We start from the raw sequence: 24,030 nt of genomic DNA, 5'->3' as shown, positions 1-24,030 counted from the left end.
CAAGACGCGAAAACGGGCGGCGAATGAGTCCGCCGCCCGTTTACGGGATTTCGAGCGCCTTCGGAAGGCTTAGAAGCGCGTGCCGCCCGAGAACCGGAAGAACTGGGTCTCGTCGTACTTTTCTTTGCTCAGCACGTGGGCGAAGTCGAAGCGGATCGGGCCGAGCGGCGAGGTCCAGAGCAGCGAAGCGCCGACGGACGAGCGGATCTTCGAGCTGTCCTGGTTGTTCACGCGTACGTTTGTGTCCTCAACTTCAAAGTGCTTGATACCCTTGTAGTCGAACACAGTGCCGGCGTCCGCGAAGACCGCACCCTTCAGGCCGATCTCCTTGGGCAGGCCGAAAATCGGAAACTGAACCTCCGCCGAACCACCGAAATAGGTGGTGCCGCCGAGCGGATCGTCGTTCGGGCTACCGTTGGTCAGACCCCTGGTGCCCACGTCGCGCGGACCAAAGCCCTGCGGTTCGAAGCCGCGCACGAGATCGGGACCGCCCGAGAAGTGGTCGAGCACCCGCAGGTCGTCGTCGCCGAAGGCCACGATGTGACCCGCCTGCGCACGCAGCATGCCGACGAAGTTCTCGTTCCAGATCGGGTGATAGTAGCGACCATCAAAGGTGCCGCGAACGAACTTCGCGTCGCCGCCAAGACCTGCCACATCGCCTTTGAGCTCGAGGTAGAGGCCCTGGGTCGGATCACGCGGCACGTCGAGCGTGTTGTAGATCAGCGAGAGACCGGCAAGCGACGTCCAGGTCTTGCCCTCCGCTTCCAGAAGGGCCACGGACGCGCGATCGTCGTTGAGCTTCTTATAACGATCTGGGACCCTCAGATCCTGCTGGTAAAGCTGGTACCGCGTGCCGATCGAGAACTCGTCGGTGATCGCGAAGCCGAAGCGCACGCCGCCGCCGTAGGTGTCGATCTTGTAGGACGAGTAATCGGTCTCGTCCCGCTCCTTGGCGTAGAGGTCGATGCCGGCCGAAATACGCTGGCCGAGGAAGTACGGCTCGGTGAACGAGAAATCGAAGCCCTGCACGTTCTGGCCGAGCTGCGCTGCGATGCGGGCGTACTGGCCGCGGCCGAGGAAGTTGCGCTCGCCGAGCGCGACCTCGCCGATGACGCCGTCCGAGGTCGAGTAGCCGCCGGCCACCGAGAATTCGCCGGTGGGCTGATCCTCGACGTCCACGTTCACGATCACGCGGTCGGGCGCGGAGCCGGGCTCGGTCGACATGCGGACGGTCTTGAAGAAGCCGAGCGCCTTCAGGCGGCGCTCCGCGCGGTCGATGAAGATCTGGTTGTAGGCGTCGCCCTCGCCGATATCGAACTCGCGGCGCACCACGTAGTCGCGGGTCCGGGTGTTGCCGCGCACGTTGATGCGCTCGACGTAGACGCGCGCGCCCTCTTCCACCACGTAGGTGAGGTTGATGGTGCGGGTCTCGAGGTTGCGGTCGGCGCGCGGGCGAACCTGCGCGAAGGCGTAGCCGCGGCTCGCCAGATCGAGCGACACCGCTTCGACCGACTTGTCCACGTCCTGCGAGCTGTAGGTCGAGCCCTCGGACGACACCACCTTTCCGCGCAGGGTCGAGGCGTCGACTTCGGCGACGCTCGACTCCACATTGACCGCGCCGAACCGGTAGGGCTGACCTTCGTCGACGACGATGTTGATGACGAAGGCGTTCTTCGTCTTGTCGAGATCGGCCCGCGCGGAGACCACGCGGAAGTCGGCGTAGCCGTGGTTCAGGTAGAACCGGCGGATGAGCTCGAGGTCGGCGTTGATGCGGTCGGGGTCGTAGACGTCGGAGGTCTTGATCCAGCTCAGCCAGTTCGACTCGGTGGTCGTCATCTGGTCGCGCAGCGTGCCGTCGGAATAGGCCTGGTTGCCCTCGAACTCGATCGAGGAGATCGAGGTCTTGCCGCCTTCGTTGATCTCGAACACGAGATCGACGCGGCCGTTCGGCTGGGCGATGGTCTTCGCCTCGACGGTCGCCTCATAGCGGCCGGAGCGACGGTAGATCTCGGAGATGCGCTGGGTGTCGGCCTGGACCAGCGCCGGGTTGAACGGCCCGCGCGCCTTGGACTGGATCTCGGCCGTCAGCACCGCGTCCTTGACCTTCGAGTTGCCCTCGAAGGCGACGCGGTTGATGACCTGGTTCTCGTTCACGCTGACGACGATGCCGCCGCCCGAACGGGTGACGCGCACGTCCGAGAACAGACCGCTCGCGTAAAGCCCGCGGATGCCCTCGTCGATCTTCGCCTGATCGAGCGGGCCTCCGGTGAAGTAGGAGCGCACCGTCTCGGCGTCGACGCGCTGGTTGCCGCGCACCGTGATGCTGCTGGCGCGCTGCGCCTGCGCTTCGGTGACGCTGGCCATCCAGAAGCCCGTGCCGGCGGCCACGGCGCCGACGGCGACCGAGGATGCGACTGCAAGGCGCCCGACTACTCGAACCATACGCTTCATGGGGTGACGGGCCCTCGTGCCGTTGAACGGACGCTCGCAACCCTGAAAGCCCAAAGGATTCCTGGGTGCGACGCCGATCGCTTCTATCGAACTTTTACGCACGTGCAAACTCGCTACTCGACACAGGTTCGACGTTTCACAGGCGCCGTTGCGGCACAGACACGCCCAGTTGGAATTCAGCCTAACGACGAAAGATGAACGATGTCGTTCCACGTCGCGAAGATCATCAGCATCAGCACGAAGGCGAGGCCGACGCGCATTCCCATCTCCTGCGCGCGCGCGCCGAGCGGCCGCCCGCGCAGCGCCTCGACGGCGTAGAACAGCAGGTGCCCGCCGTCGAGCATCGGAATCGGCAGCAGGTTCAACAGCCCGATCGACACCGAGAGGATCGCGGCGAGGTTGATCAGCGCGACGAAGCCGAGCGTCGCGACGTCGCCCGAGGTCTTGGCGATCCGGATCGGACCGCCGATCTGGTCGGTCGATTCCCGGCCGATCACCATCCGGCCGAGATACCGGCCGGTGTGCTCGACGACGAACCACGTCTCTTTCGCGCCCTCGGTCACCGCTTCGATCGGACCGAAGGTCTCGTAGCGGACGTTGCCGGGGGTGGTGGAGCGGGTGACGCCCAGCACGCCGACGCGCTGCTTGTTGCCGAAATTGTCGGTCAGCTCCCGCTGGCGCGGCGTGGCGGTGAGCGACAGTTCGCTCTCCCCGCGCTCGACCGTCAGCGTGAGCGGCCGCTCGGCGCTGACGCTCACGATGCGCTGCATGTCGCTGAACGAACGAATCTTCTGGCCGTCGATCGCAGTCACGAGGTCGCCCGCGATGAGGCCGGCCTCGGCGGCGGCGCTTCCCGGCTCCACCTGATCGACCAGGGCGTCGGTCGCCGGGCGCCCGACCGTCATGAAGACGCAGGCGAAGATGACGATCGCGAGCAGGAAGTTCGCGATCGGCCCCGCGGCCACGATGGCGGCGCGGGCGGGCAGCGGCGCGAAGAAGAAGCTGCCGCGCCGCTCGTCCGGCGTCATGCGCTCGAGCGCGTCGACGTCCGGGGCGCTCGCCGCGTTCTCGTCGCCGGCGAAGCGCACGTAGCCGCCGAGCGGAATCGCCGCGAGGCGCCAGCGCGTGCCGCGCCGGTCGTTGAAGCCCACGATCTCAGGGCCGAATCCGAGCGAGAAGGCGAGCACCTTCACTCCGGTCCAGCGCGCGACCAGGAAATGGCCGAGCTCGTGAAAAAAGATGACGAGCGTCAGCACGAAGAGGAAGGGAATGATGTAGCCGAGCGTGGCCGAGCCCGCGCCGAGCATCTCGTTCAGAAACGTCATCGGATCCCCTAGACCCCCGACCCGCGCCGTAACCGCGCGCGCCCCTGCCCCTTTAGTGCGCCCGAAGACGGGCTTCTGGCAAGCGCCCCGATGCGAGGCTGCGAATCTCGACGTCGAGGTCGATCGCCTCCGCGATGGTCTCCGGCGCTGCGGTCAGCCCCTGCCGATCCGCAGCCTCGAGCGAGTCTTCCACGAGGCGCGGAATGTCGCCGAAGCCGATCTCGCGGGCGAGAAAAGCCGCCACAGCCACTTCGTTCGCGGCGTTGAGCACGGTCGCGGCGGCGCCCCCGGCCGCCAGCGCCTCGCGCGCCAGACGGAGCGCGGGGAATCGGCCCATGTCAGGCGCTTCGAAGGTGAGGCTTCCGATGCGGGCGAGATCGAGCCGAGCGGCCGGCGTAGCCAGACGCTGCGGGTGGCCGAGAGCATGCGCGATCGGAACCCGCATGTCGGCCGCGGCGAGGCCTGCGGTCACCGCGCCGTCGCGGAAGGTGACGAGGCCGTGGATCACAGACTGCGGATGGACCACCACGTCGAGCCGTTCGGCGTCGATCGCGAACAGATGGTGGGCTTCGATCAGTTCAAGGCCCTTGTTCATCAGGGTCGCGGAATCGATCGTGATCTTCGCGCCCATGGACCAGGTGGGGTGCCGCAGCGCGTCCTCGGGGCGTGCGCGGGCGATGCGCTCCGCCTCCCATGTGCGGAACGGGCCGCCCGAGGCCGTCAGCGTCATGCGTTCGACGTCGTCGACGCTCTGGCCGCCAAGCGCCTGCAGCAGAGCGTTGTGCTCGCTGTCGACCGGCAGCAGCGTCGCGCCGGCGGTCGCGACCTCGCGCATGAAGGCCGCGCCCGCGCAGACGAGGCATTCCTTGGTGGCGAGCGCGACCGCGCCGCCCTGCCGCACGGCGGCGATGGTGGGGGCGAGGCCGGCCGCGCCGGAGATCGCGGCCATGGTCCAGTCGACGGGCAGCGCCGCCGCCTCGACGGCGGCCTCGGCGCCTGCGGACGTCGCGACGCCGGACCCTTCGAGCGCCGCAGCCAGCGCTGGCCCCGCGGAGGCGTCCGACACCACCGCGCGCCGCGCGTTGAGCCTTCGGGCCACAGCCGCGAGCCCGGCCGCGTCGCTGTTCGCGACGACCGCCTCGACCGCGAACAGCGACGCATGACGTTCGAGCAGGTCGACCGTCGCGAGCCCGACGGAGCCGGTGGCGCCGAGCACGGTGACCCTGCGCCGGGGCGCGCCGGTCATTCGCGGCTCACCATCGCAGCAGGCCCTGCGCCGCGCCGTCGAAGCCGCCGCGGGCGAGACCCACGAGGGCTGCGAGCGTCGCCGCGACGAGGAAGCCGTCCATGCGGTCCATCAGCCCGCCATGGCCGGGGATGATCCGCCCCGAATCCTTGGCGCCGAAGCGCCGCTTCATCGCGGATTCGAACAGATCGCCGATCACCGTCGCGACCGTCGCGAGAAAGCCGAGCACGACCAGAGGGCCGAGCGTCTCGACGCCGCCGAGGCGCGCCACCAGGAGGCTCGCTCCGGTTCCTATGACGGCGCCGCCGATCGCGCCGGACCAGGTCTTCTTCGGCGACAGCGCCGGCGCGAGCTTCGGGCCGCCCAGCGTGCGGCCGGTCGCGAAGGCGCCGATGTCCGCGCCCCAGACCGCTGCGAACAGCCAGAGCGTGGCGAGCAGGCCGTCGGAGGGATCCTGCCGGAGCAGGATGACGCCGAGGAAAGTCGCCGCCCCGTAGGGCGCGGCGACGCCTGCGAGATGCGCCGGTCGCGCCACGAACGCCGCGGCGAGCCCGCCGAGAACGATCAGCGGCAGGGTCAGTCCGTAGTCGAACAGCAACAGGCTGCCGACGCTGAACAGCGCGCCGGCGGCGCCGAGCGTGACCGCGACGATCGCCGCGGTGTTGCGGCGCGCTTTCGGACCGGGCGTCGCGAGCCAGGCCCATTCGACGCCGACGGCGACGCCGATCAGGGTCCAGAACAGGCCGAAAAGGGGACCGCCGAGCCAGGCCACGGCCAGCGCAGCCGCCGCCATGACGGCGCCGGAGACGATCCTCAGAGCGAGTTCCGACGAGCGCCTCGGGCCCGGAGCGACGGCGACGTTCACGCGTCCACCCGCGCGGCGCGGCCGCCATAGCGGCGCTCGCGCGAGCGGAAGCTCGCGATCGCGGCGTCGAACGCCGCCCGGTCGAAATCGGGCCAATGCTGCGGCAGGAAGACGTATTCGGAATAGGCCGACTGCCAGAGCAGGAAGTTCGAGATCCGCTGCTCGCCGCTGGTGCGGATGACGAGGTCGGGGTCCGGGATGTCGGCGGTGTGGAGATTCGCGGCGATCGTCTGCAGGTCGATCGACGTCGGATCGAGCGCGCCCGCGCGGGCGGCCTCGGCGATCCGGCGCACGGCGGCGACGATCTCCTGCCGGCCGCCATAGTTGAAGGCCACCACGAGTGTCAGCCCGTCGTTCGTCCGGGTGAGCCCCTCCGCTTCGTCGAGCAGGCCGGCGATGTCCGGGGCGAGGCCCGTCCGCTCGCCGATGACGCGCACGCGGACGTTGGAGCGGTGAAGCTCGGAGAGGTCGCGGCGCACGAACAGGCGCAGCAGGTTCATGAGGTCGGAGACCTCGTCCTCGGGGCGCGACCAGTTTTCGGAGGAGAAGCTATAGAGCGTGAGGTAGCGGACGCCGAGCTCGCCGGCGGAGCGCACGGCCTTGCGGAGCGCCTCGACGCCGCGGCGGTGGCCTTCGGCGCGCGGGAGGCCGCGGGCGGCGGCCCAGCGACCGTTGCCGTCCATGATGATCGCGACGTGCCGTGGGGCGCCGGCGCCCTCATCGGCTTCAGTCCATCTGGGCATATCGGTCGACATGATCGCGCTCGGCGCCCGGATCGTTCGAGGAAAAACGACGACGCGCTCTCGCGGCGCGCGGCGTCAGACCTGCATGATGTCCTTTTCCTTCGCCGCCACCGCCTGGTCCACCTCGACGATGGCCGCGTCGGTCGCCTTCTGCACCTGCTCGGCGAGGCGGACCTGATCGTCCTCGCTGATCTCGCCGTCCTTCTCCGCCTTCTTCAGCGTGTCGAGGCCGTCGCGGCGCACGTGGCGCACGGCGACGCGGGAGGCTTCGGCGTATTTGTGCGCGACCTTCACGAGCTCCTTGCGGCGCTCGGCGTTGAGCTCCGGCAGCGGAATGCGCAGCAGCTGGCCTTCGCCGATCGGGTTGAGGCCGAGGTTGGCCTCCCGGATCGCCTTCTCGACCGCTCCGGTCATGGAGCGGTCCCACACCTGGACGTTCAGCATGCGCGCCTCGGGCACGCTCACGGTCGCGACCTGGTTGAGCGGCATCTCGGCGCCGTAGGCGACGACGACCACCGGGTCGAGCAGGCTGGAGGAGGCGCGGCCGGTACGCAGGCCCGCGAGGTCGCTCTTGAGCGAGGCCACGGCGCCCTGCATGCGGCGCTTGATATCGTCGAGGTCGAAGGATCCGGACATGGGATGAAGGTCCTTGAGGTTCGGGCGGTTCGTCCGCCTCTCAGCTCGCCACGGTGGTGGCGCGTCCTTCGCCGCACACGACGGCCGAGATCGACCCGGGCTCGTGAATGGAGAAGACGATTACCGGAAGCGCGTTCTCGCGCGCAAGCGCGAAGGCCGCGGCGTCCATGACCTTGAGGTCCCGGTGCAGGACGTCGTCGTGGGTCAGGCGGTCGAACCGGGTCGCCGTCGGGTCCTTCTTCGGATCGGCGGTGTAGATGCCGTCGACCTGCGTGGCCTTCAGCAGCGCCTCGCAACCGGTCTCGATCGCGCGCAGCGCCGCCGCGGTGTCGGTCGTGAAGAAGGGGTTGCCGGTCCCGGCGGCGAACACCACCACCCGGCCCCGGTCGAGATGGGCCAGCGCGCGAGGCCGCGTGTAGGTCTCGCACACCGCCGGCATGTCGAGCGCCGAGAGCACCCGGGCCTGGGTGCCCTGGCGGGTGATCGCGGCCGACAGCGCGAGGCCGTTCATCACGGTCGCGAGCATGCCCATGTAGTCGCCGGTCGCGCGGTCGACGCCCTGGGACGACACCTGCACGCCGCGGAAGATGTTGCCCCCGCCGACGACCACCGCGACCTCCACTCCGAGGGAGTGGGTCGCGGCGATGTCGGCGGCGATGCGGTCGACGGTCGGCTGGTGCAGGCCGAAGGCGTCGGGACCCATCAAGGCCTCGCCCGAGACCTTGACGAGCACCCGTTTGTAGATCGGCTCCGGCCGTCCCGTCATCGCGGACGTCAGCGCGTGCCGGCCGCGGCCGCGACCTCGGCCGCGAAGTCGTTCTCTTCCTTCTCGACGCCCTCGCCGAGCGCCAGACGGACGAAGCCCGTCAGCTTGATCGGCGCGCCGGCGTCGGCCTCGGCCGCCTTGACGGCCTGCGCGACGGTCTTGGAGCCGTCGTGCACGAAGGGCTGCTCGAGGAGAGTGGCCTCCTTGTAGAAGGTCTTGATGCCGCTCTCGACGATCTTCTCGATGACGTGCTCGGGCTTGCCGCCTTCGCGGGCCTTGTCGCCCAGCACCGCCTTCTCACGCTCGACGATCGCGGGATCGATCGAGGCCGCGTCGAGGCCCTGCGGGTTGGTCGCCGCCACATGCATCGCGATCTGCCGGCCAAGCGCCGCCAGCACGTCGGTCTTGCCCTCGGACTCGAGCGCGACGAGCACCGCGATCTTGCCGAGGTTCGGCGCGACCTGGCCGTGGACGTAGCCGCCGATCACGCCCTTCGAGACCGACAGCTCGGACGCGCGACGGAGCGTCATGTTCTCGCCGATCCGAGCGATGGTCGACTGGATCTTCTCCGCCACCGTGCCGCCGCCGGGATAACCCGCGGCTTCGATCGTGGGGACGTCCGCGCCGGCGGTCAGGGCGACGGTCGCGACGGTCGAGACCATCTCCTGGAACTCGACGTTGCGGGCGACGAAGTCGGTCTCGGCGTTCACCTCGACCGCGACGCCCTTGGCGCCGTCTACGGCGAGCGCGACGAGACCCTCGGCCGCGACCCGGCCGGCCTTCTTCGCGGCCTTCGCGAGGCCCTTCTTGCGCAGCCAGTCGAACGCGGCCTCGATGTCGCCTTCGACCTCGGAGAGCGCGTTCTTGCAGTCCATCATGCCGGCGCCGGTCTTCTCGCGAAGCTCCTTCACCATGGCTGCGGTGATGTTGGCCATGTCATCCTCTGAAACGTGCGCCGCCCTGCGAAGGGCGGCGAAGATTAGGGTCAGGCGAGGCCCGCGGGATCACGAGGACCCGCGGGCGTTCTGAAGCTCGGGCGTTACGCGGCGAGGCCGGCGAGCAGCTCGCGGGCCTGCGCGACCCAGCCCTCGCGGTCGAAGCGACCGTTGAGCTTCAGGTCGGCGTCGGCCTTGGCCACGTCGGTCGGGTTCATCGCGGCGATCTGCCAGTAGTGATAGACGCCGTACTCGTTCAGCTTCTGCTCGAGCTGCGGGCCGACGCCGGACAGCTTGGCGAGATCGTCGGGCGCGCCGCGCGGGGCGGCGAGCAGCTCGAACGCCTCGACGGGAGCCTCGACCTCTTCGGTCGCGGCGGCCGCAGGGGCCTCCTCGGCCGGCAGCTCCTCGACGAGCGGCTCTTCCTGGGCGCCGAGGTCGACGCCGAGGTCGCCCTGGCCACGGCCGATGCCGTCAAGGGCGGCGCGGGCGATCAGGTCGCCGTAGAGCGCGAGCGCGCGGCCGGCGTCGTCGTTGCCCGGGATCGGATAAGTGATGCCCTCGGGGTCCGAGTTGGTGTCGAGGATGGCCGCGACCGGAATGCCGAGGCGACGAGCCTCCTGCACCGCGATCTGCTCCTTGTTGGTGTCGATCACGAAGATCAGGTTCGGCAGGCCGCCCATGTCCTTGATGCCGCCGAGCGTCTTCTCGAGCTTGTCGCGCTCGCGCGACAGCGTCAGACGCTCCTTCTTGGTGAAGCCCTGGGCCTCGCCGGAGAGCATCTCTTCGAGCTTGCGGAGACGCTGGATCGAGCCGGAGATGGTCTTCCAGTTCGTCAGCATGCCGCCGAGCCAGCGAGCGTTCACGAAATACTGCGCCGAACGACGGGCCGAATCCGCGACGACCTCGGCCGCCTGGCGCTTGGTGCCGACGATGAGCACGCGGCCGCCGCCGGCGACGACGTCGGACACGGCCTGCAGCGCGCGGTGCAGCAGCGGCACGGTCTGCGCGAGATCGATGATGTGGATGTTGTTGCGCGCGCCGAAGATGTAGGGCGCCATCTTCGGGTTCCAGCGGTGAGCCTGGTGGCCGAAGTGCACGCCCGCCTCGAGCAGCTGGCGCATGGTGAAGTCAGGAGCAGCCATCGTCTTAAATCCGTCTTTCCGGTTGCCTCCGCGGGCGATCGCCGGAGCTCGATCGTCGAGCCCGGCGCCGGTGCGGCTTGGTTATCGCCGCTGAAGCCCGCGTGTGGGATGGCGCGGCTTATAGGCGCAAACCCCCGGCGAAGGCAAGACGGCGGCCGGTCGAGCGCGCGTCAAAGCGCGCCGCCCCAGCCATGCGCCGTCCTCACTTCGGTCTCATTCCGCCGCCTCTGTGCGGAGCCGTTGCGACGGGGTATGTACGTCCGGGGTCGACGCTCTCGGCGCCAATCCCGTCGAGTCGCCGGAAAGGATGCGCATGAGGTCGAGTTTCGTCACGCTCGCGGCTGTCGCTTTGACGCTGGCGGCGGCGATCGGAGACGCCCGGGCCCAGCAGGGCTCCGACCAGTGCCTGCGCCTGGAAGCGCAGCTCGCCGCGGTCGACCGCGGCGGCGCGCGCCGGCCGGACCCGCGCGCCATCGAGCGCGACTTCAACCGCCAGCGCTACGAGCTCGACCGCACCAAGGCCTACGCGCGTGGCCTCGGCTGCGGCCGCGGCTTCCTGTTTTCGTCGCCGCCGGCCGAATGCGCCGACATCGAGCGGCGCATGGGCCAGATGGAGACCAACCTCGACAAGCTCGAGGCCCAGCTCGCGCAGGCGCAGCAGGGCGGCGGCGTGGACCCGCGCCGGCGCGACCTGCTGTTCGCCCTCGCCCGGAATCAGTGCGGCCCGCAGTACCGGCTCGTGGAGCGCAAGATCGAGCGCGAGCCCGAACGGCGCGGCTTCTTTTCCATGCTGTTCGGCGGCGGCGGTCCGGACGGACCGCGCGAAGAGACCGTGGTCGAGCCCGAGATGGACCCGCAGTCCACGCCGCGGGTCTCGACCTACCGGACGGTCTGCGTGCGCACCTGCGACGGCTTCTTCTTCCCGATCTCGTTCCAGACCACCCGCAACGCCTTCGAGCGCGACGACGCGATCTGCCGCGCGACCTGCCCCGGGACCGAAGCCAAGCTCTACTCCTATCCGAATCCCGGCGGGGCGATGGAGCAGGCGTCGAGCGTCGAAGGCGAGGCCTACGCCAAGCTCCAGAACGCGTTCCGCTACCGCAAGGAGTTCGTGGCGGGCTGCTCGTGCCGTCCCGAGGGCATGAGCTGGGCGGAGGCGCTCGCGGGCGTCGAGGACAAGACCGTGAAGAAGGGCGACATCGTCGTCGACGAGCAGAAGGCGCTGGAGCTGTCGCGGCCCCAGGGCGCCGGCCAGCCCAAGCCGCCGGCCCCGACCGCCCAGGCGCGGCCGAGCCGCCAGGAGCAGCTGCGGCCGCCGGCCGAGCCCGCGCCGCAGGAGCAGGCCCCGGACCCGCGGCCGAATTCCGACGACGTGATCATCCTCGACGACCCGCTGAACCGCGGCGCTCCGATCGAACGCCGCCCGCTCGGTCAGCCGAACTGAGGCTCGGAGCTTCAGCCTAGGAACCATGCCGTCGCTCCGGGCGGCGTCCCGGAGCCCATCATCCCGCCGGCGGCGAGATGAGCGCGCGCGAACCGAGGACTGCCGTGGATATTATGGGTTCCGGCATTACGCTTCGCTGCGGCCGGAACGACAGCGCGGTTCTACGCACGGCCTTCCCGCGCCTCCGCCTTCATGCTCCGGCTTGACCGCACCATTCACCTCGGACGTGGTCCCCGACGTCGACGGTGGGTCCTTCCGGTCAAGCCGGAGGACGACGGCTGAGCTTCACGATCGGCCGGATCAGCCCGGAGGCCGCCGCAGCGCCCTACGCGAACGTGTTAGACGCCGGGAAACCTCGGGGCGGGAGACGACCGCTTTCCGCGCGGTGGCCGAGCCAGTCGCGCAGCTCCTCGCCCTTCAGCGACCAGGTCTTGCCGCCGTTGGTCACGAAGGAGAAGCCGTCCGCGAGCGTGAACACCTTCACGTCCGACAGGCCGCCGTCCTTGTAGCGCTGCAGCCGGACGCCGCGGCCGCGGGCCATTTCGGCGACCTGCGCGAGCGGGAACAGCAGCAGCTTCCGGTTCTGGCCGACCACCGCGACCGTGTCGCCGTCGGCGGGCGCGAAGCGCACCACGCGCGCGGCCCCGTCGAGATTGGCGACCTGGCGGCCCTTGCGAGTCGAAGACAGCAGCTGGTCGTCCGAGACCAGGAAGCCGCGGGCGTCGCTGGTCGCCACCAGGCGCTTCGCGCCGGCGCGGGCGGCGAACACGTCGATGACGTCGGAGCCTTCGTCGATGTCGACCATCAGGCGGACCGGCTCGCCCGCTCCGCGCCCGCCCGGCAGCTTCGCGGCGTCGAGCGTGAAGGCCTTGCCGTTCGAGGTCACCACCAGAAGCTTCGCGGTGGTTTCGGCGTGGAACGACAGCTTGAGCGCGTCGTCGGCCTTGAAGGTCAGCGTCGAGACGTCGGCCACATGGCCCTTCAGCGCGCGGATCCAGCCCTTCTCCGACACGACCACGGTGATCGGCTCGCGCTCCACGAAGGCGTCGGCGACGTCGGCGGCGGTCGCCGCCGGCGGCGCCTCGAAGGTGGTGCGGCGCTTGCCCAGCGGCGTGTCCGGCCCGAAGCTCTTCGCGAGCCCGTCCAGCTCCTTGCCCACCCGCTTCCACTGCCTGGCCTCGGAGCCCAGCAGCGCGCGCAGGTCGTCGCCCTCCTTGGTCAGCTTGTCGTGCTCGCGGCGGATCTCGATCTCCTCGAGCTTCGCCAGCGACCGCAGCCGCATGTTGAGGATGGCCTCGGCCTGCGTGTCGGTCAGCGTGAACGCCGCGATCAGGTCGGCCTTCGGGTCGTCCGCCTGGCGGACGATGCGGATCACCTCGTCGATGTTGAGGAAGGCGATCAGCAGACCTTCGAGGATCTCGATCCGCCGGACGATGGCGTCGAGCCGGTGCTGCGCCCGGCGCTGGATGACCTCGCGGCGGTGGTCCAGCCACTGCTTGAGCACGTCCTTGAGGCCGAGCACCATCGGCGTCTGGCCGCGCACCAGCACGTTCATGTTGATCGGGATGCGGCTTTCGAGCTCCGTCAGCCGGAACACCGATTCCATCATCACGATCGGGTCGACGGTGCGGACCCGCGGCTCCAGCACCAGGCGGACGTCCTCGGTCGACTCGTCGCGCACGTCGACGACCAGCGGGAGCTTGCGGTCGTTGATCAGCTCCGCGATGCGCTCGACCAGCCGGCTTTTCGGGACGAGCCAGGGAATTTCGGTGATGACCACCACCCACGACTTCCCGCCTTCGGGCGGGTCCCGATGCCAGCGCGCGCGGGTGCGGAAGCCGCCGCGGCCGGTGCGGTAGGCCTCGGCGATGCCGCCCGGCCCGTCGATGATCACGCCGCCGGTGGGGAAGTCCGGCCCCTTCACATGGACAAGCAGGTCGTCGGTGGTGGCGTCGGGGTTGGCGAGCAGCGCCCGCGAGGCCTCGACGAGTTCGGCCACGTTGTGCGGCGGGATCGCGGTCGCCATGCCGACCGCGATGCCCTGGCTGCCGTTCGCGAGCAGGTTGGGGAAGGCGCCGGGAAGGACGATCGGCTCCTTTTCGGTGCCGTCGTAGGTCGCGCGGTAGTCGACCGCGTCCTCGTCGAGCCCGTCCAGCAGCAAACGCGCGACCTCGGTCAGCCGCGCCTCGGTGTAGCGCATGGCCGCGGCGTTATCGCCGTCGATGTTGCCGAAGTTGCCCTGCCCCTCCACCAGGGGCCAGCGCTGGGCGAAGTCCTGCGCGAGGCGCACCAGCGCGTCGTAGACCGACTGGTCGCCGTGCGGATGGTACTTGCCGATGGTGTCGCCGACCACGCGGGCGCATTTCTTGAACGCCGCGCCGGGATCAAGCTTCAGCTCGCGCATCGCCCAGAGCACGCGCCGGTGAACCGGCTTGAGCCCGTCGCGGACGTCGGGCAGCGCGCGCTGGGTGATGGTCGAGAGCGCGTAGGCGAGGTAGCGCTCCTCGAGCGCGGAGCGCAGCTCGACCGGAAGCACGCCGTCGCTGGGCGGGACTTTAAGTTCGCTCATCGTTCTCACGTAACCGCAGGGCCGATTCGGAGCAAGAAGCGCTTGGGGGCAAGCCCCGATCGGGCGCGCCCGCGTCGCGTTTTCGTGTCCGGCGGCCCGTCGCCGGGCCACCGCGCGGCCCCACCTATCCCAGCACATCGAAGGAGGGCGACATGCCGACGACACTCGACCGCCGCACGGTCGCCGCGGGCTTTCTGGCCGGGGGAGCCGCAGCCGCGCTTCCCCGCGTCGCGCGCGCCCAGGCGCCGGCGCCTCTCGCGAAGACGATTCCCTCCACCGAGGAGAAGATCCCCGCGGTCGGCCTCGGCACCTGGATCACCTTCAACGTCGGGGACGACGCCGACCTCCGGAAGGACTGCGTCGCCGTGATGGCCGCCTTCTTCGAGGCCGGCGGGCGGATGATTGATTCCTCGCCGATGTACGGCTCCGCGCAGGCGGTGGTCGGAGCGGGTCTGGAAGCCCTCGGAAGCCCCAAGCCGCTGTTCGCGGCCGAGAAGGTCTGGACCTCCTCCGACGGCCCGGCGCAGATCGAGGCGACCCGCAAGCTCTGGGGCGTGCCGCGGTTCGACCTGCTGCAGGTCCACAACCTGTTGAGCTGGGAGGCTCATCTCGACACGCTGTTCGCGATGAAGGACGCAGGCAAGTTGCGCTACGTCGGGGTCACCACTTCGGAAGGCCGTCGCCACGGCGAGCTCGAGAAGATCATGGCCGCGAAGCCGCTCGACTTCGTGCAGCTCACCTACAATCCTGTCGACCGCGAGGCGGAGCAGCGGCTGCTGCCGCTCGCCCGGGAGCGGGGGATCGCCGTGATCGTCAACCGCCCGTTCCAGCAGGGCGACCTCACGGCGCGGCTCGAGGGCCAACCGCTTCCGGCTCTTGCGGAGCCGCTGGGGGCGACGAGCTGGGCGCAGCTCATCCTCAAGTTCATCGTCTCGCACCCCGCGGTCACCTCGGCGATTCCCGCGACCTCCCGCGTCGACCACGTCCGCGAAAACCTCGCCGCCGCCGCCGGCCCGCTGCCGGACGAACCGACGCGGACGAAGATCGCGGCCGAGATCGTCAAGCTTTGACGATCCGCAGTGCATGCAGCGCCGCGCCGTCAAGCCCGCGCCTTTGCGCGGGTATCCACGACTAAGGGCGTCAAACTCGACGGCCCAGAAAGTCATGGATACCCGGCTCCGCCGGGCATGACGCAGGCGGGTCGACGTGACGTGGCGATTTTTCGAGGAGACGCCCCTGATGTCGGAATGGTGGACCTACCGGCCGTCCGACTTCCTGCTGTTCGTGCCGCGGACCTACTATCGGTTGCTCGAGCACTACGGCGCCGGCGCGTGGCCATGGCAGGTCGCGGCGCTCGCCGCAGGCCTCGCGGTGCTCGTGGCCTTGGTCCGCGGACGGCCGGGCGCGCTCCGCCTCGCCCTCGCGCTCCTCGGCGCCGGCTGGATCGCGGTGGCGTGGCTCTTCCTCTGGGGACGCCTGGCGTCGATCGCCTGGTCGGCGGACTACGCCGCGCCGGCCTTCGTCGCCCAGGGCGCGCTGATGATCGTCCTGGCGGCGTTGCCTCTCCGCGCCGTCGACGTTTCGAAGCCGCGGCGCCTCGGAGCGTCTGCGCTGGTGGCGAGCGCCCTCGCCTATCCCCTGCTCGCCCCCGCCATGGGCCGGCCGTGGGCGGCGGCGGAAGTCCTGCTGCTGTTTCCCGATCCGACGGCGATCGCCACGCTCGGCCTGCTCGCGCTGCTGCCGGCCGGACGGCGCGCGGCGCTGATGATCGCGCCTCTTGGATGGTGCGCGTTTCAGGGCATGACGCTGTGGACCATGGGCGCGCCGGAGGCCGGCGTTCTGCTGGGCGCGGCCACCGTCGCGCTGCTGCTTCCGCTCGGCCGGACAGTCAGGCGGCGGCGCGACCGAGCAGCGCGAGATAGGCCGCCCGCGAGTCCGGGGGCTTGATTCCCCGCGGCTCCCACACCCGCGCGTTGAGGAAGTGGCCCGTGATCGCAAAGCCTGCGGCCAAGTCCTGCGGCGTCGGCGAGGCGTTGGGGCCGGAGCCGAGCAGGAACGGCGGCAGCGCGAACAGCTTGTCGGCGTAAGGGCCGCCGGCCGCGCGGCTCACCGCCCGGCCGGATTTGGGCGAGACGTAGATCAGGTCCTCGGTGTCGCCCGTCGCCGCGCAGGCGGACAGGTCGAGCCCGAAGCCGAGCTCGGCCAGCATCGCGACCTCCAGCTTCACGATCAGCGCCGGCGCCACCGCCGGATCGTCGAGGTTTTCGGCGACGATCTCCGCGATCTCGTAGAGCGCCTCGTGCGAATCCCGCTCGGGCAGCAGCCGCAGCAGCTGGCCGAGGTGCCCGACGCCGTGCAGAGCGTCCGCGCGCGCCATCAGCCGGCCCGCGCGTCCCGCCAGCGGCTCCACCGCGAAGGCGCCGAGGTGGTCGTCAAGCCGCGCTCGCCAGGTGACGGAGACGCTGTTGCCGGGCTGGAGCGTCGCCTGCAGCCGGCGCGAGCGCCCTCCCCGCACCAGCCCGAGATGCCGGCCATGAGCGCGCGTGAAGAGCTCCAGCACCACGCTGGTCTCGCCGTGGCGGCGAAGCCCGAGGATCAGGCCGTCATCGGTCCATTGCATGGCGGCCAAGATGGCGCAGCCGAGGTCAAACGTCACGTTCGCGAGACCGTGGCGTCTTGCGGTTTGCGCCGCAGCGCGCGCTTCGGTCGAATGGCGAGCGTCATGCCCGCGCCTTCGCGCGGGTATCCACGACTTGGACGTAGAGTTCGACTCCCAAGTCGTGGATACCCGGCTTTGCCGGGCATGACGCATTTCCTCTCCTTATTCGAGACCCATCCCATGACGCGCAACACCGACGAGCAGGGCGTGCTGAAGCGGTCGATCGCGGCCACCGTGGCGATCGGCCTGATCGGCGTCGTCTTCGGCGTGCTGTCGGGGTCCGCCTCGATCCTGTTCGACGGCGTGTTCGGCGGGCTCGACGCCTCGATGACGCTGCTCGCGCTACTGGTGTCGCGGCTGATCGCGGGCGAGGCCAGCCGGCGCTTCCAGATGGGGTTCTGGCACGTGGAGCCGCTGGTTCTTGCCATCAACGGCGGGCTGCTCACGCTGCTCTGCGTCTACGCCTTCCTCAACGCCGCCGGGTCGCTGCTGTCCGGGGGCCACGAACTCGCCTTCGACTGGGCGCTCGCCTACGCCGCGCTGACGCTCGCGATCTGCCTCGTGCTGCTGGTCTACGTGCGGCGCGCGAACCGCTCGATCGGCTCCGCGCTGCTCGCCCTCGACGTGAAAAGCTGGCTGATGAGCTGCCTGATCAGCGCCTCGCTCCTTCTGGCCTTTCTGGTCGCGTGGGCGCTCGAAGGCGGCCCGTACCAGAACTGGACGCCCTACGCCGACCCGGCGATTCTGGCCGTGCTGACCGCGTTGCTGATCCCCGTGCCGGCCTCGACCGTAGTGGCCGCCGTGAAGGAGATTCTCCTCGTCGCGCCGGCCGAACTCGACGCCCGCGTGCGCGCCGCAGCCGAGGCCGCGGTGGCGAAGCACGGCTTCGACGGCTGTCGCACCTACGTCGCCAAGGTCGGCCGCTCGCAGGTGATCGAGATCTACCTGATCGTGCCGGCGGACCGCAGCATCGGCCCCATCGCGGCGTTCGACGCGGTGCGCGAGGAGATCGGCGCCGCCATCGGCGGCGAAGGCCGCGACCGCTGGCTCACCATCGCCTTCACCGGCGATCCGAAATGGGCGGACTGAGAGCCCGGCTTCGGATCGAACGCGACGGGCGCTTTGCCACCTTTTCAGACCATGGTCGTCACGCTTTCGCGCGCGAAAGCAGCGCCGCATACTGGGGTCGCAACCTGCCTCAGACCGGTGATCGCCATGAAACGCCTGACGCTCGCATGCGCCGTCTTCGTCTGCGCGCTGACGCTGACCGCGTCGGCTCAGGAGGCGATCCCATCGCTCGAAGGCTGGAAGCCGTGGCGCAATCCCGCAACGGGCACGACCTACTACCGATGCGAGGCGAAGGCCTGCGGCCAAGGCGCGCTGGTGAGCGCCAAGCGGCAGCCGGACGGGCCGCCGGAGTCGTTGGTCGAGTTCCGGAAGAAGACTGAAACGACAGATCAGTCGCTCGTGAAGATGAGCGCCGGCGGCTACGTCTCCGTGAAGATCACCAAGCTCTATGCAAGAGACCTCGGAAAACTTCGCACGCAGATCGCGGTGAAGACGATGGGTCGCGCGGACGGCGGAACCGAGCACACGGCCTCGGCCCTCGCCTCCTTCGGCCCCGTCCGATTTTCGTTGGTGTCGACCGGGGCGAGCGAAGCCGCCGTGCAAGCCAACATCGAGCGCTTCGTTCCTCTACCTTTTCTGGCGATGGCCCTGAACGATCAGAAGCGCTCGCCGCGCTGAGCGCGATCGGTCACGGGAACGGCATGCCGCGTCAGGCAGCGACGACGTCGTTCAGGGCCCGCATCGGACCGAGATCGGCGTTGGCGTCGCCCCAGGCCTTGAGCGCTGAGATAACAGGCTCCAGCGTCCGTCCGCGCTCCGTCAGGCTGTACTCGACCTTGGGCGGCACCTCGGCGAACACCTTGCGGGCGACGAAGCCGTCCGCCTCCAGCTCACGCAGCTGCGTCGTCAGCATCCGCGGGGTGACGCTCGGCAGCCGGCGGCGGATCTCGTTGAAGCGCAGCGTGCCCGCGAGCAGGTGGTAGAGGATCACGCCCTTCCACTTGCCATCTATGAACTGGAGCGTCGCCTCGACGGCGCAGCCGGGCGAACAGTCGAGCCGGTCGTGGCGAACCCGAGCCATGACGGTATCCTTCTCGACACTATGGGCGCATCAAGTGCGTTCTTGCGCCTATCGCACATAAGGCTCATCTCGGCGGCACGCAATCGACGCCAACTGGAGATCGCCCGCCATGCGCGCCATCGCATTCGACGCCCCCCGCCCCATCGACGCCCCGGACGCTCTGGTCGACATCGCGCTGCCCGACCCCGCGCCGTCAGGCCGCGACATCCTCGTCGAGGTGCGCGCGGTCTCGGTGAACCCGGTCGACACCAAGGTGCGGAAGTCGGCGACGCCGCCCGCGGGCGAGCCGCGCGTGCTGGGCTACGACGCCGCCGGCGTCGTCCGCGCCGTCGGGCCGGAGGCCACCCTGTTCAAGGCCGGGGACGAGGTGTTCTACGCCGGCGCGCTGGAGCGTCCGGGCACCAACGCCGAGCTGCATCTGGTGGACGAGCGGATCGTTGGCCGGAAACCCGCCTCGCTCTCCTTCGGCGAGGCGGCGGCGCTGCCGCTGACCACGATCACCGCCTGGGAAGCGCTGTTCGACCGGCTGGACGTGGCCAAGCCCGTTCCCGGCGCGGCGCGGGCGGTCCTCATCATCGGCGGCGCCGGCGGCGTCGGCTCGATCGCGATCCAGCTCGCCCGGCGGCTGACCGACCTCACCGTGATCGCCACCGCCTCGCGTCCGGAGACGCAAGGCTGGGTCCGGGAGCTCGGCGCGCATCACGTGATCGACCACCGCCAGCCCCTGGCGGACCAGGTCGCGGCGCTCGGGCTCGGCCAGCCGGCGTTCGTGTTCTCCACCACCAACACAGCGGACCATCTGGCCGAGATCGTCCAGCTCATCGCGCCGCAGGGCCGCTTCGCGCTGATCGACGATCCCGCCGCGCTCGACGTCAACCCGTTCAAGCGCAAGAGCGTCTCGGTGCACTGGGAGTTCATGTTCACCCGCTCGATGTTCGGCACGGCCGACATCGCAGCGCAGGGCGCGCTGCTGAACGAGGCCTCCCGCCTAGTCGACGCCGGAGAGATCCGCACCACCGCGAGCGAGGCCTTCGGCCCGATCACCGCCGAAAACCTGACGCGCGCCCACGCGCTGATCGAAAGCGGCGCCGCGAAGGGCAAGATCGTGCTGGAGGGGTGGGGCTGAGGCGATAACGCCGTCATCCCCGCGCTCTCGCACGGGCATCCACGACGTCTGGCAGTGCTCGAACCCGCAGGCGTGGATACCCGGATCCGCCGGGCATGACGGCGGGCCCGTCAGCAGCGAACGCGCTCTGAGCGGTGGGGCCGCCGAGAGACTGTCGGTCGCGCGAGCGGTCACGCCCCTTAAAGAGATCGCGCGGAGCGCGCCGAACCGCGCTTCGCTTCGCATCGCCACGTCACCCTCGCGCCAACGAACAAACAAAGAACTTAATTGAAAATCTGCCTAAATTCCTATATTGTGCCTGAGATCCTATCCGTTCAGGGAGGCAGGCATGACATCTACTGCCCGGCTCAGGCCGGACGACCGGTCGGCGCCGGCCCGCTGGCGACAGGCTGGCGCTCGCCTCCACACGAAACTCGCACGTTTTCTTCGACTCGCGTTCAAAGCCGGCTTTGACCCCAACCAGCCTCGTTCGCCCGCGGGGCAGGCCGACGGCGGTCAATGGACCGACGGAGGAGGATCGTTCCAGGTCGCTCAGAACGTCCCGCGCGGCGGCGGGCGTGGGCGATCGAGCGGCGGGGGACGCTGGTCCGATGTGACGCCCGGTCAACAGATGCGGCTCGACGTCTCCAGAGCTCTGGCCGACGCCGCTGTGGCCCGAGTGAGGGCAAAGGACCCATCTTGGCGGCCCCGCCCCGGCGTCTATGAAACAGCCGAAGGGCAGATTGCGAACAATCAGGCGATCCAGCGCGAGGCGAATGCGCGCTACGTCGAGATTCAAACACCCAAAGCCGGCATTGGTCCATATGCCGTGGAGGGCGTTCCAGGACCGGGACCTTTCAGGCGACCAACAGATGCGCAGCGCGACAGAGTGAATGAGATCGGCAACCGATACGGATGTCACCGATGCGGCACCAAAGATCCGGGAACCAGCAATGGGCGGTGGACATATGACCATCAGGGCGCGTCCGCCCTGGGCGGCTCAGAAGCCGGACGGTGGGGCTACCCGCACTGCGTTAGTTGTCGGGCTAGCCAAGGTGGCATCATAAGAAACATATTGAGGTATCAACGAAATGAAAAAGCATATCAGCATCGCCCCGCCCTATTCCCTTCTCTTTATCTCCGACCCGAACCTTGGCGAGGAGCCGGAGCAGAACGGCGCGCATCTGCTTTGGACAGATACCGTAATCTCGATCACATGCCATGACGAGTACGATGGTGAGACCAGCATCACCCTTGGGGATGATGCTGATGTAGCCCCGGAGCGCCCAGCAGTTGCTGATCGATACATCTTGACGCCCAGCGGCGAAGTCGTGGTTACGACTGTAGAGCTAGCGGTCGTGCTTAGGGCGACGGTCCCCTCGACGCGCACGCGGGTGCGCATCTGGGAAAATCATCCGACCGAGCCAGACGACATCGTCATCGGCTTGGGCTGAGCGCCGGACGCGACCGGCGCCGCTTCGGCTCAGAGGCCTTAGGGTGAGACGGCCGCGACGGGCGTGAGATCGCCCGTCCACGTCAGCATCCTAACGACGAGCATGCATCCCGGCGGCTCGACCGCGCCGGACCAGATCCGGTACGTCCCCGGCCGCACGGAGAACGAGAGCCGCTCCCGAAGGGCTCGTCGCCAATTTCGACGGAGTCGAAGATCACGAGATCGCCAGATGGCCCTGTCGCGAAGTCGATCTCCTCCGCCTCGCCTTCGCAGCGGTCCGCGAACGGCCGAGGGGCGGCGATCGCCTCCTGGACGAGAGCTTCGCTGTCGCAGCCGACCCACTGAACGATGACGCCTTCGCCATGGCCGCATGGGATCAATGTCACGGCGCCGGCGACGCCGGACAGGACCGCGAGGACGCCGCCACCGTTCGGCTCGACGCTTGTGTAGTTAAGGCTCCGGCAGGCGCGGGCGTAATCGCTCGGATCGTCGGGGGCGTTCTCGCGCCACCCTCTGTCCCCGCCACAGGCCGCGACCCACTCGCGGGGCGCGACGAGATGCGGGCCTCCCAGCGTCCAGATCCAGCGGAAGACGTCGTCCATGCGCGACATCCTCCGCCGGTCCTGATGTTTCCGTCAGGGCTTGTCTTCAGCGGAACGCCTTCAGCGCGTTGCGTCCCGCGTAGACCGCGACGTCGCCGAGCTGCTGCTCGATGCGGAGCAGCTGGTTGTACTTGGCGAGCCGGTCCGAGCGGGCGAGCGAGCCGGTCTTGATCTGCCCGCAATTGGTGGCGACGGCGAGGTCCGCGATGGTCGAGTCCTCGGTCTCGCCCGAACGGTGGGACATCACGGCGGTGTAACCGGCGCGGTGCGCCATATCGACGGCGGCGAGCGTCTCGGTCAGCGTGCCGATCTGGTTGACCTTCACCAGGATCGAGTTGCCGACGCCTTGGCGGATGCCGTCCGAGAGGCGCGTGACGTTGGTGACGAACAGGTCGTCGCCGACGAGCTGGCACTTGTTTCCGATCAGGTCGGTGACGGCCTTCCAGCCGGCCCAGTCGTCCTCGGCCATGCCGTCCTCGATCGAGGCGATCGGGTACTTGGCGACGAGGTCGGCGAGGTAGTGCGCCTGCTCCTCCGGCGAGCGGGTCTTGCCCTCGCCCTCGTAGACGTAATTGCCGTTCTTGAAGAACTCGGTCGAGGCGCAGTCGAGGCCGAGCATGACGTCGTCGCCCGGCTTGTAGCCGGCCTTCTCGATCGCCTTCATGCAGAAGTCGAGCGCCGCTTCCGCCGAGGGCAGGTTCGGGGCGAAGCCGCCCTCGTCGCCGACGTTGGTGTTGTGGCCCGCGTCCTTCAGCGCCTTCTTCAGCGTGTGGAAGATCTCGGCGCCGACGCGCAGCGCCTCGGCGAAGGTCTCCGCGCCGACGGGCAGGATCATGAACTCCTGGAAGTCGATCGGGTTGTCGGCGTGGGCGCCGCCGTTGACGATGTTCATCATCGGCACCGGCAGCACGCGGGCGGAGACGCCGCCGACGTAGCGGTAGAGCGGGGCCTCGGAGGCTTCGGCCGCGGCCTTCGCCACCGCGAGCGACACGCCGAGGATGGCGTTGGCGCCGAGGCGGGCCTTGTTCGGGGTGCCGTCGAGGCCGATCAGCGTCTCGTCGATGCTGACCTGCTCCTCGGCGTCGAAGCCGCCGATCGCGTCGAAGATCTCGCCGTTGACCGCGTCGACCGCCTTGGTGACGCCCTTGCCGAGGTAGCGGGCCTTGTCGCCGTCGCGCAGCTCCATCGCCTCGTGCGCGCCGGTGGAGGCGCCCGAGGGCACCGCGGCGCGGCCGAAGGAGCCGTCCTCGAGGACGACGTCGACTTCGACGGTCGGGTTGCCGCGGCTGTCCAGGATCTCGCGGGCGAGGATGTCGACGATGGCTGTCATGGGCGAGGGCTCCGGCTGCGGCGCGTCTTTGTCGCGCGCTGTCTACCCGAAGGCGAGCCCTGCGGAAAGCCGTCGAAGCGCCGCGCTCGGACGAATCGCGCGGCGCGGCCTCACGGCTGATTGGTGGCGATGAGAGCGTTGCGCTCCGCCATGGTCGGCGAGCCGAAGAACTGGGGTCCGCCCGGACCGATGAGCAGCCCGACTGCGAAAGAGCCGTCGGCGGAGAACAGCACCCGGAACTGGTTGTCCGTGCAGCGGTTCAGCTTGCAGATGAAGGCGACCTCGCGGCGCTGGCCGGACACCTCGACCATGCGGCTCGGCCCGCTCGGGCCCTCCAGCTTCGCGATCCAGGCGAGGCTCGGCGGGCTGCCCGCCATCATCGTCTTGAGCGCGCCCGCCTGGGGGCCTCCGGCGACGATGTCCGGCAGATAGCGGCCGCCGTCCTCCGCCCTCGCGAGGGACGCGCACGCGCAGACGAGCGCGGCGGCGAGCCACAGGTGTTTCGCCATCTTGAGCCTCCGATCCGGGGGCGACACCATGAATCGGCGGGACCGGGCGTGACAAGCGTCCGTGGAAGCCGCAAAGGCTCGTGCGAACCGTTTTACCC

General features: G+C 69.3%; 22 protein-coding genes. 7 read left to right on the top strand and 15 right to left on the bottom strand.

From position 1 onward, the window contains the following. Nucleotides 1-69 precede the first annotated feature (69 nt). The 9 genes from bamA to JOD31_RS00580 all read right to left on the bottom strand — a co-directional run bounded on the left by bamA (nucleotide 70) and on the right by JOD31_RS00580 (nucleotide 10,112). Nucleotides 70-2,442 carry an outer membrane protein assembly factor BamA gene (bamA, locus tag JOD31_RS00620; protein WP_204949296.1) on the bottom strand — a complete coding sequence of 791 codons (2,373 nt, stop codon included), beginning with the start codon at nucleotides 2,440-2,442 and terminating at the stop codon, nucleotides 70-72. Between the two features lie 185 nt (nucleotides 2,443-2,627). Next, entirely contained in the window at nucleotides 2,628-3,776 is a 1,149-nt protein-coding gene (rseP, locus tag JOD31_RS00615) for an RIP metalloprotease RseP (protein WP_204948393.1), read from the bottom strand. A gap of 52 nt (nucleotides 3,777-3,828) precedes the next feature. Then, nucleotides 3,829-5,022, bottom strand: coding sequence for a 1-deoxy-D-xylulose-5-phosphate reductoisomerase (gene dxr / locus JOD31_RS00610; protein WP_204948392.1), 1,194 nt, complete (start codon nucleotides 5,020-5,022; stop codon nucleotides 3,829-3,831). A gap of 7 nt (nucleotides 5,023-5,029) precedes the next feature. Then, nucleotides 5,030-5,887, bottom strand: coding sequence for a phosphatidate cytidylyltransferase (locus JOD31_RS00605; protein ID WP_204948391.1), 858 nt, complete (start codon nucleotides 5,885-5,887; stop codon nucleotides 5,030-5,032). Next, nucleotides 5,884-6,642 (bottom strand): isoprenyl transferase, encoded by a 759-nt coding sequence (locus tag JOD31_RS00600; RefSeq protein WP_204948390.1) that lies wholly within the window; start codon nucleotides 6,640-6,642, stop codon nucleotides 5,884-5,886. The genes JOD31_RS00605 and JOD31_RS00600 overlap by 4 nt, the downstream gene beginning before the upstream one ends. Before the next feature lie 63 nt (nucleotides 6,643-6,705). Then, the gene (gene frr / locus JOD31_RS00595) at nucleotides 6,706-7,266 is read right to left on the bottom strand and encodes a ribosome recycling factor (protein ID WP_204948389.1); all 561 of its coding nucleotides are present in this window, start codon (nucleotides 7,264-7,266) and stop codon (nucleotides 6,706-6,708) included. Between the two features lie 40 nt (nucleotides 7,267-7,306). Next, entirely contained in the window at nucleotides 7,307-8,032 is a 726-nt protein-coding gene (gene pyrH, locus JOD31_RS00590; protein ID WP_204948388.1) for a UMP kinase, read from the bottom strand. An 8-nt stretch (nucleotides 8,033-8,040) separates the two neighbouring features. Beyond that, nucleotides 8,041-8,967 (bottom strand): translation elongation factor Ts, encoded by a 927-nt coding sequence (gene tsf / locus JOD31_RS00585; RefSeq protein ID WP_204948387.1) that lies wholly within the window; start codon nucleotides 8,965-8,967, stop codon nucleotides 8,041-8,043. A 104-nt stretch (nucleotides 8,968-9,071) separates the two neighbouring features. Then, nucleotides 9,072-10,112: a 30S ribosomal protein S2 gene (locus JOD31_RS00580; RefSeq protein ID WP_204948386.1), complete on the bottom strand. Its 1,041-nt coding sequence runs from the start codon at nucleotides 10,110-10,112 to the stop codon at nucleotides 9,072-9,074. 313 nt (nucleotides 10,113-10,425) lie between these two features. Here JOD31_RS00580 and JOD31_RS00575 point away from each other — a divergent pair, with 313 nt between their 5' ends. Beyond that, on the top strand, nucleotides 10,426-11,556 hold the full coding sequence (locus JOD31_RS00575; protein ID WP_204948385.1) for a DUF2865 domain-containing protein: 1,131 nt from the start codon (nucleotides 10,426-10,428) through the stop codon (nucleotides 11,554-11,556). 325 nt (nucleotides 11,557-11,881) lie between these two features. Here the strand turns inward: JOD31_RS00575 and parC are convergent, their stop codons facing one another. Continuing rightward, complete coding sequence (gene parC, locus JOD31_RS00570) at nucleotides 11,882-14,125, bottom strand: DNA topoisomerase IV subunit A (RefSeq protein ID WP_204948384.1); 2,244 nt, start codon at nucleotides 14,123-14,125, stop codon at nucleotides 11,882-11,884. 152 nt (nucleotides 14,126-14,277) lie between these two features. Between parC and JOD31_RS00565 the strand changes: the two genes are divergently transcribed. Continuing rightward, entirely contained in the window at nucleotides 14,278-15,195 is a 918-nt protein-coding gene (locus JOD31_RS00565; RefSeq protein ID WP_204948383.1) for an aldo/keto reductase, read from the top strand. A gap of 136 nt (nucleotides 15,196-15,331) precedes the next feature. Next, a complete protein-coding gene (locus JOD31_RS00560) occupies nucleotides 15,332-16,072 on the top strand; it encodes a DUF6064 family protein (protein ID WP_204948382.1) in 741 nt (246 codons plus the stop codon). Here the strand turns inward: JOD31_RS00560 and recO are convergent. After that, the gene (gene recO / locus JOD31_RS00555; protein WP_204949295.1) at nucleotides 16,014-16,745 is read right to left on the bottom strand and encodes a DNA repair protein RecO; all 732 of its coding nucleotides are present in this window, start codon (nucleotides 16,743-16,745) and stop codon (nucleotides 16,014-16,016) included. The genes JOD31_RS00560 and recO overlap by 59 nt on opposite strands. A gap of 219 nt (nucleotides 16,746-16,964) precedes the next feature. Between recO and JOD31_RS00550 the strand changes: the two genes are divergently transcribed. Continuing rightward, nucleotides 16,965-17,873 (top strand): cation diffusion facilitator family transporter, encoded by a 909-nt coding sequence (locus JOD31_RS00550; protein ID WP_246482289.1) that lies wholly within the window; start codon nucleotides 16,965-16,967, stop codon nucleotides 17,871-17,873. 126 nt (nucleotides 17,874-17,999) lie between these two features. After that, complete coding sequence (locus JOD31_RS00545; protein ID WP_204948380.1) at nucleotides 18,000-18,530, top strand: hypothetical protein; 531 nt, start codon at nucleotides 18,000-18,002, stop codon at nucleotides 18,528-18,530. Nucleotides 18,531-18,561: 31 nt separating this feature from the next. On the opposite strand, the gene JOD31_RS00540 is transcribed toward JOD31_RS00545, so the two are convergent. Beyond that, entirely contained in the window at nucleotides 18,562-18,933 is a 372-nt protein-coding gene (locus tag JOD31_RS00540; protein WP_204948379.1) for a winged helix-turn-helix transcriptional regulator, read from the bottom strand. Between the two features lie 109 nt (nucleotides 18,934-19,042). Between JOD31_RS00540 and JOD31_RS00535 the strand changes: the two genes are divergently transcribed. Then, a complete protein-coding gene (locus JOD31_RS00535; protein ID WP_204948378.1) occupies nucleotides 19,043-20,059 on the top strand; it encodes a zinc-binding alcohol dehydrogenase family protein in 1,017 nt (338 codons plus the stop codon). A 1,070-nt stretch (nucleotides 20,060-21,129) separates the two neighbouring features. Continuing rightward, entirely contained in the window at nucleotides 21,130-21,492 is a 363-nt protein-coding gene (locus JOD31_RS00530; RefSeq protein WP_204948377.1) for a hypothetical protein, read from the top strand. Between the two features lie 82 nt (nucleotides 21,493-21,574). Here JOD31_RS00530 and JOD31_RS00525 read toward each other — a convergent pair whose 3' ends face one another. From JOD31_RS00525 to JOD31_RS00515, 3 genes are all read right to left on the bottom strand, one after another. Then, nucleotides 21,575-22,093, bottom strand: a complete 519-nt coding sequence (locus tag JOD31_RS00525) for an Imm21 family immunity protein (protein ID WP_204948376.1) — start codon at nucleotides 22,091-22,093, stop codon at nucleotides 21,575-21,577. 46 nt (nucleotides 22,094-22,139) lie between these two features. Next, the gene (gene eno, locus JOD31_RS00520; RefSeq protein WP_204948375.1) at nucleotides 22,140-23,423 is read right to left on the bottom strand and encodes a phosphopyruvate hydratase; all 1,284 of its coding nucleotides are present in this window, start codon (nucleotides 23,421-23,423) and stop codon (nucleotides 22,140-22,142) included. A gap of 110 nt (nucleotides 23,424-23,533) precedes the next feature. Then, entirely contained in the window at nucleotides 23,534-23,932 is a 399-nt protein-coding gene (locus JOD31_RS00515) for an Ivy family c-type lysozyme inhibitor (RefSeq protein ID WP_204948374.1), read from the bottom strand. Between the last annotated feature and the right edge of the window lie 98 nt (nucleotides 23,933-24,030).

The organism is Methylopila capsulata (genome assembly GCF_016907975.1).
GTDB lineage: Bacteria > Pseudomonadota > Alphaproteobacteria > Rhizobiales > Methylopilaceae > Methylopila > Methylopila capsulata.
The sequence above is the reverse complement of the archived record's forward strand: the minus strand, read 5'-3'. Positions and strand labels throughout refer to the sequence as shown.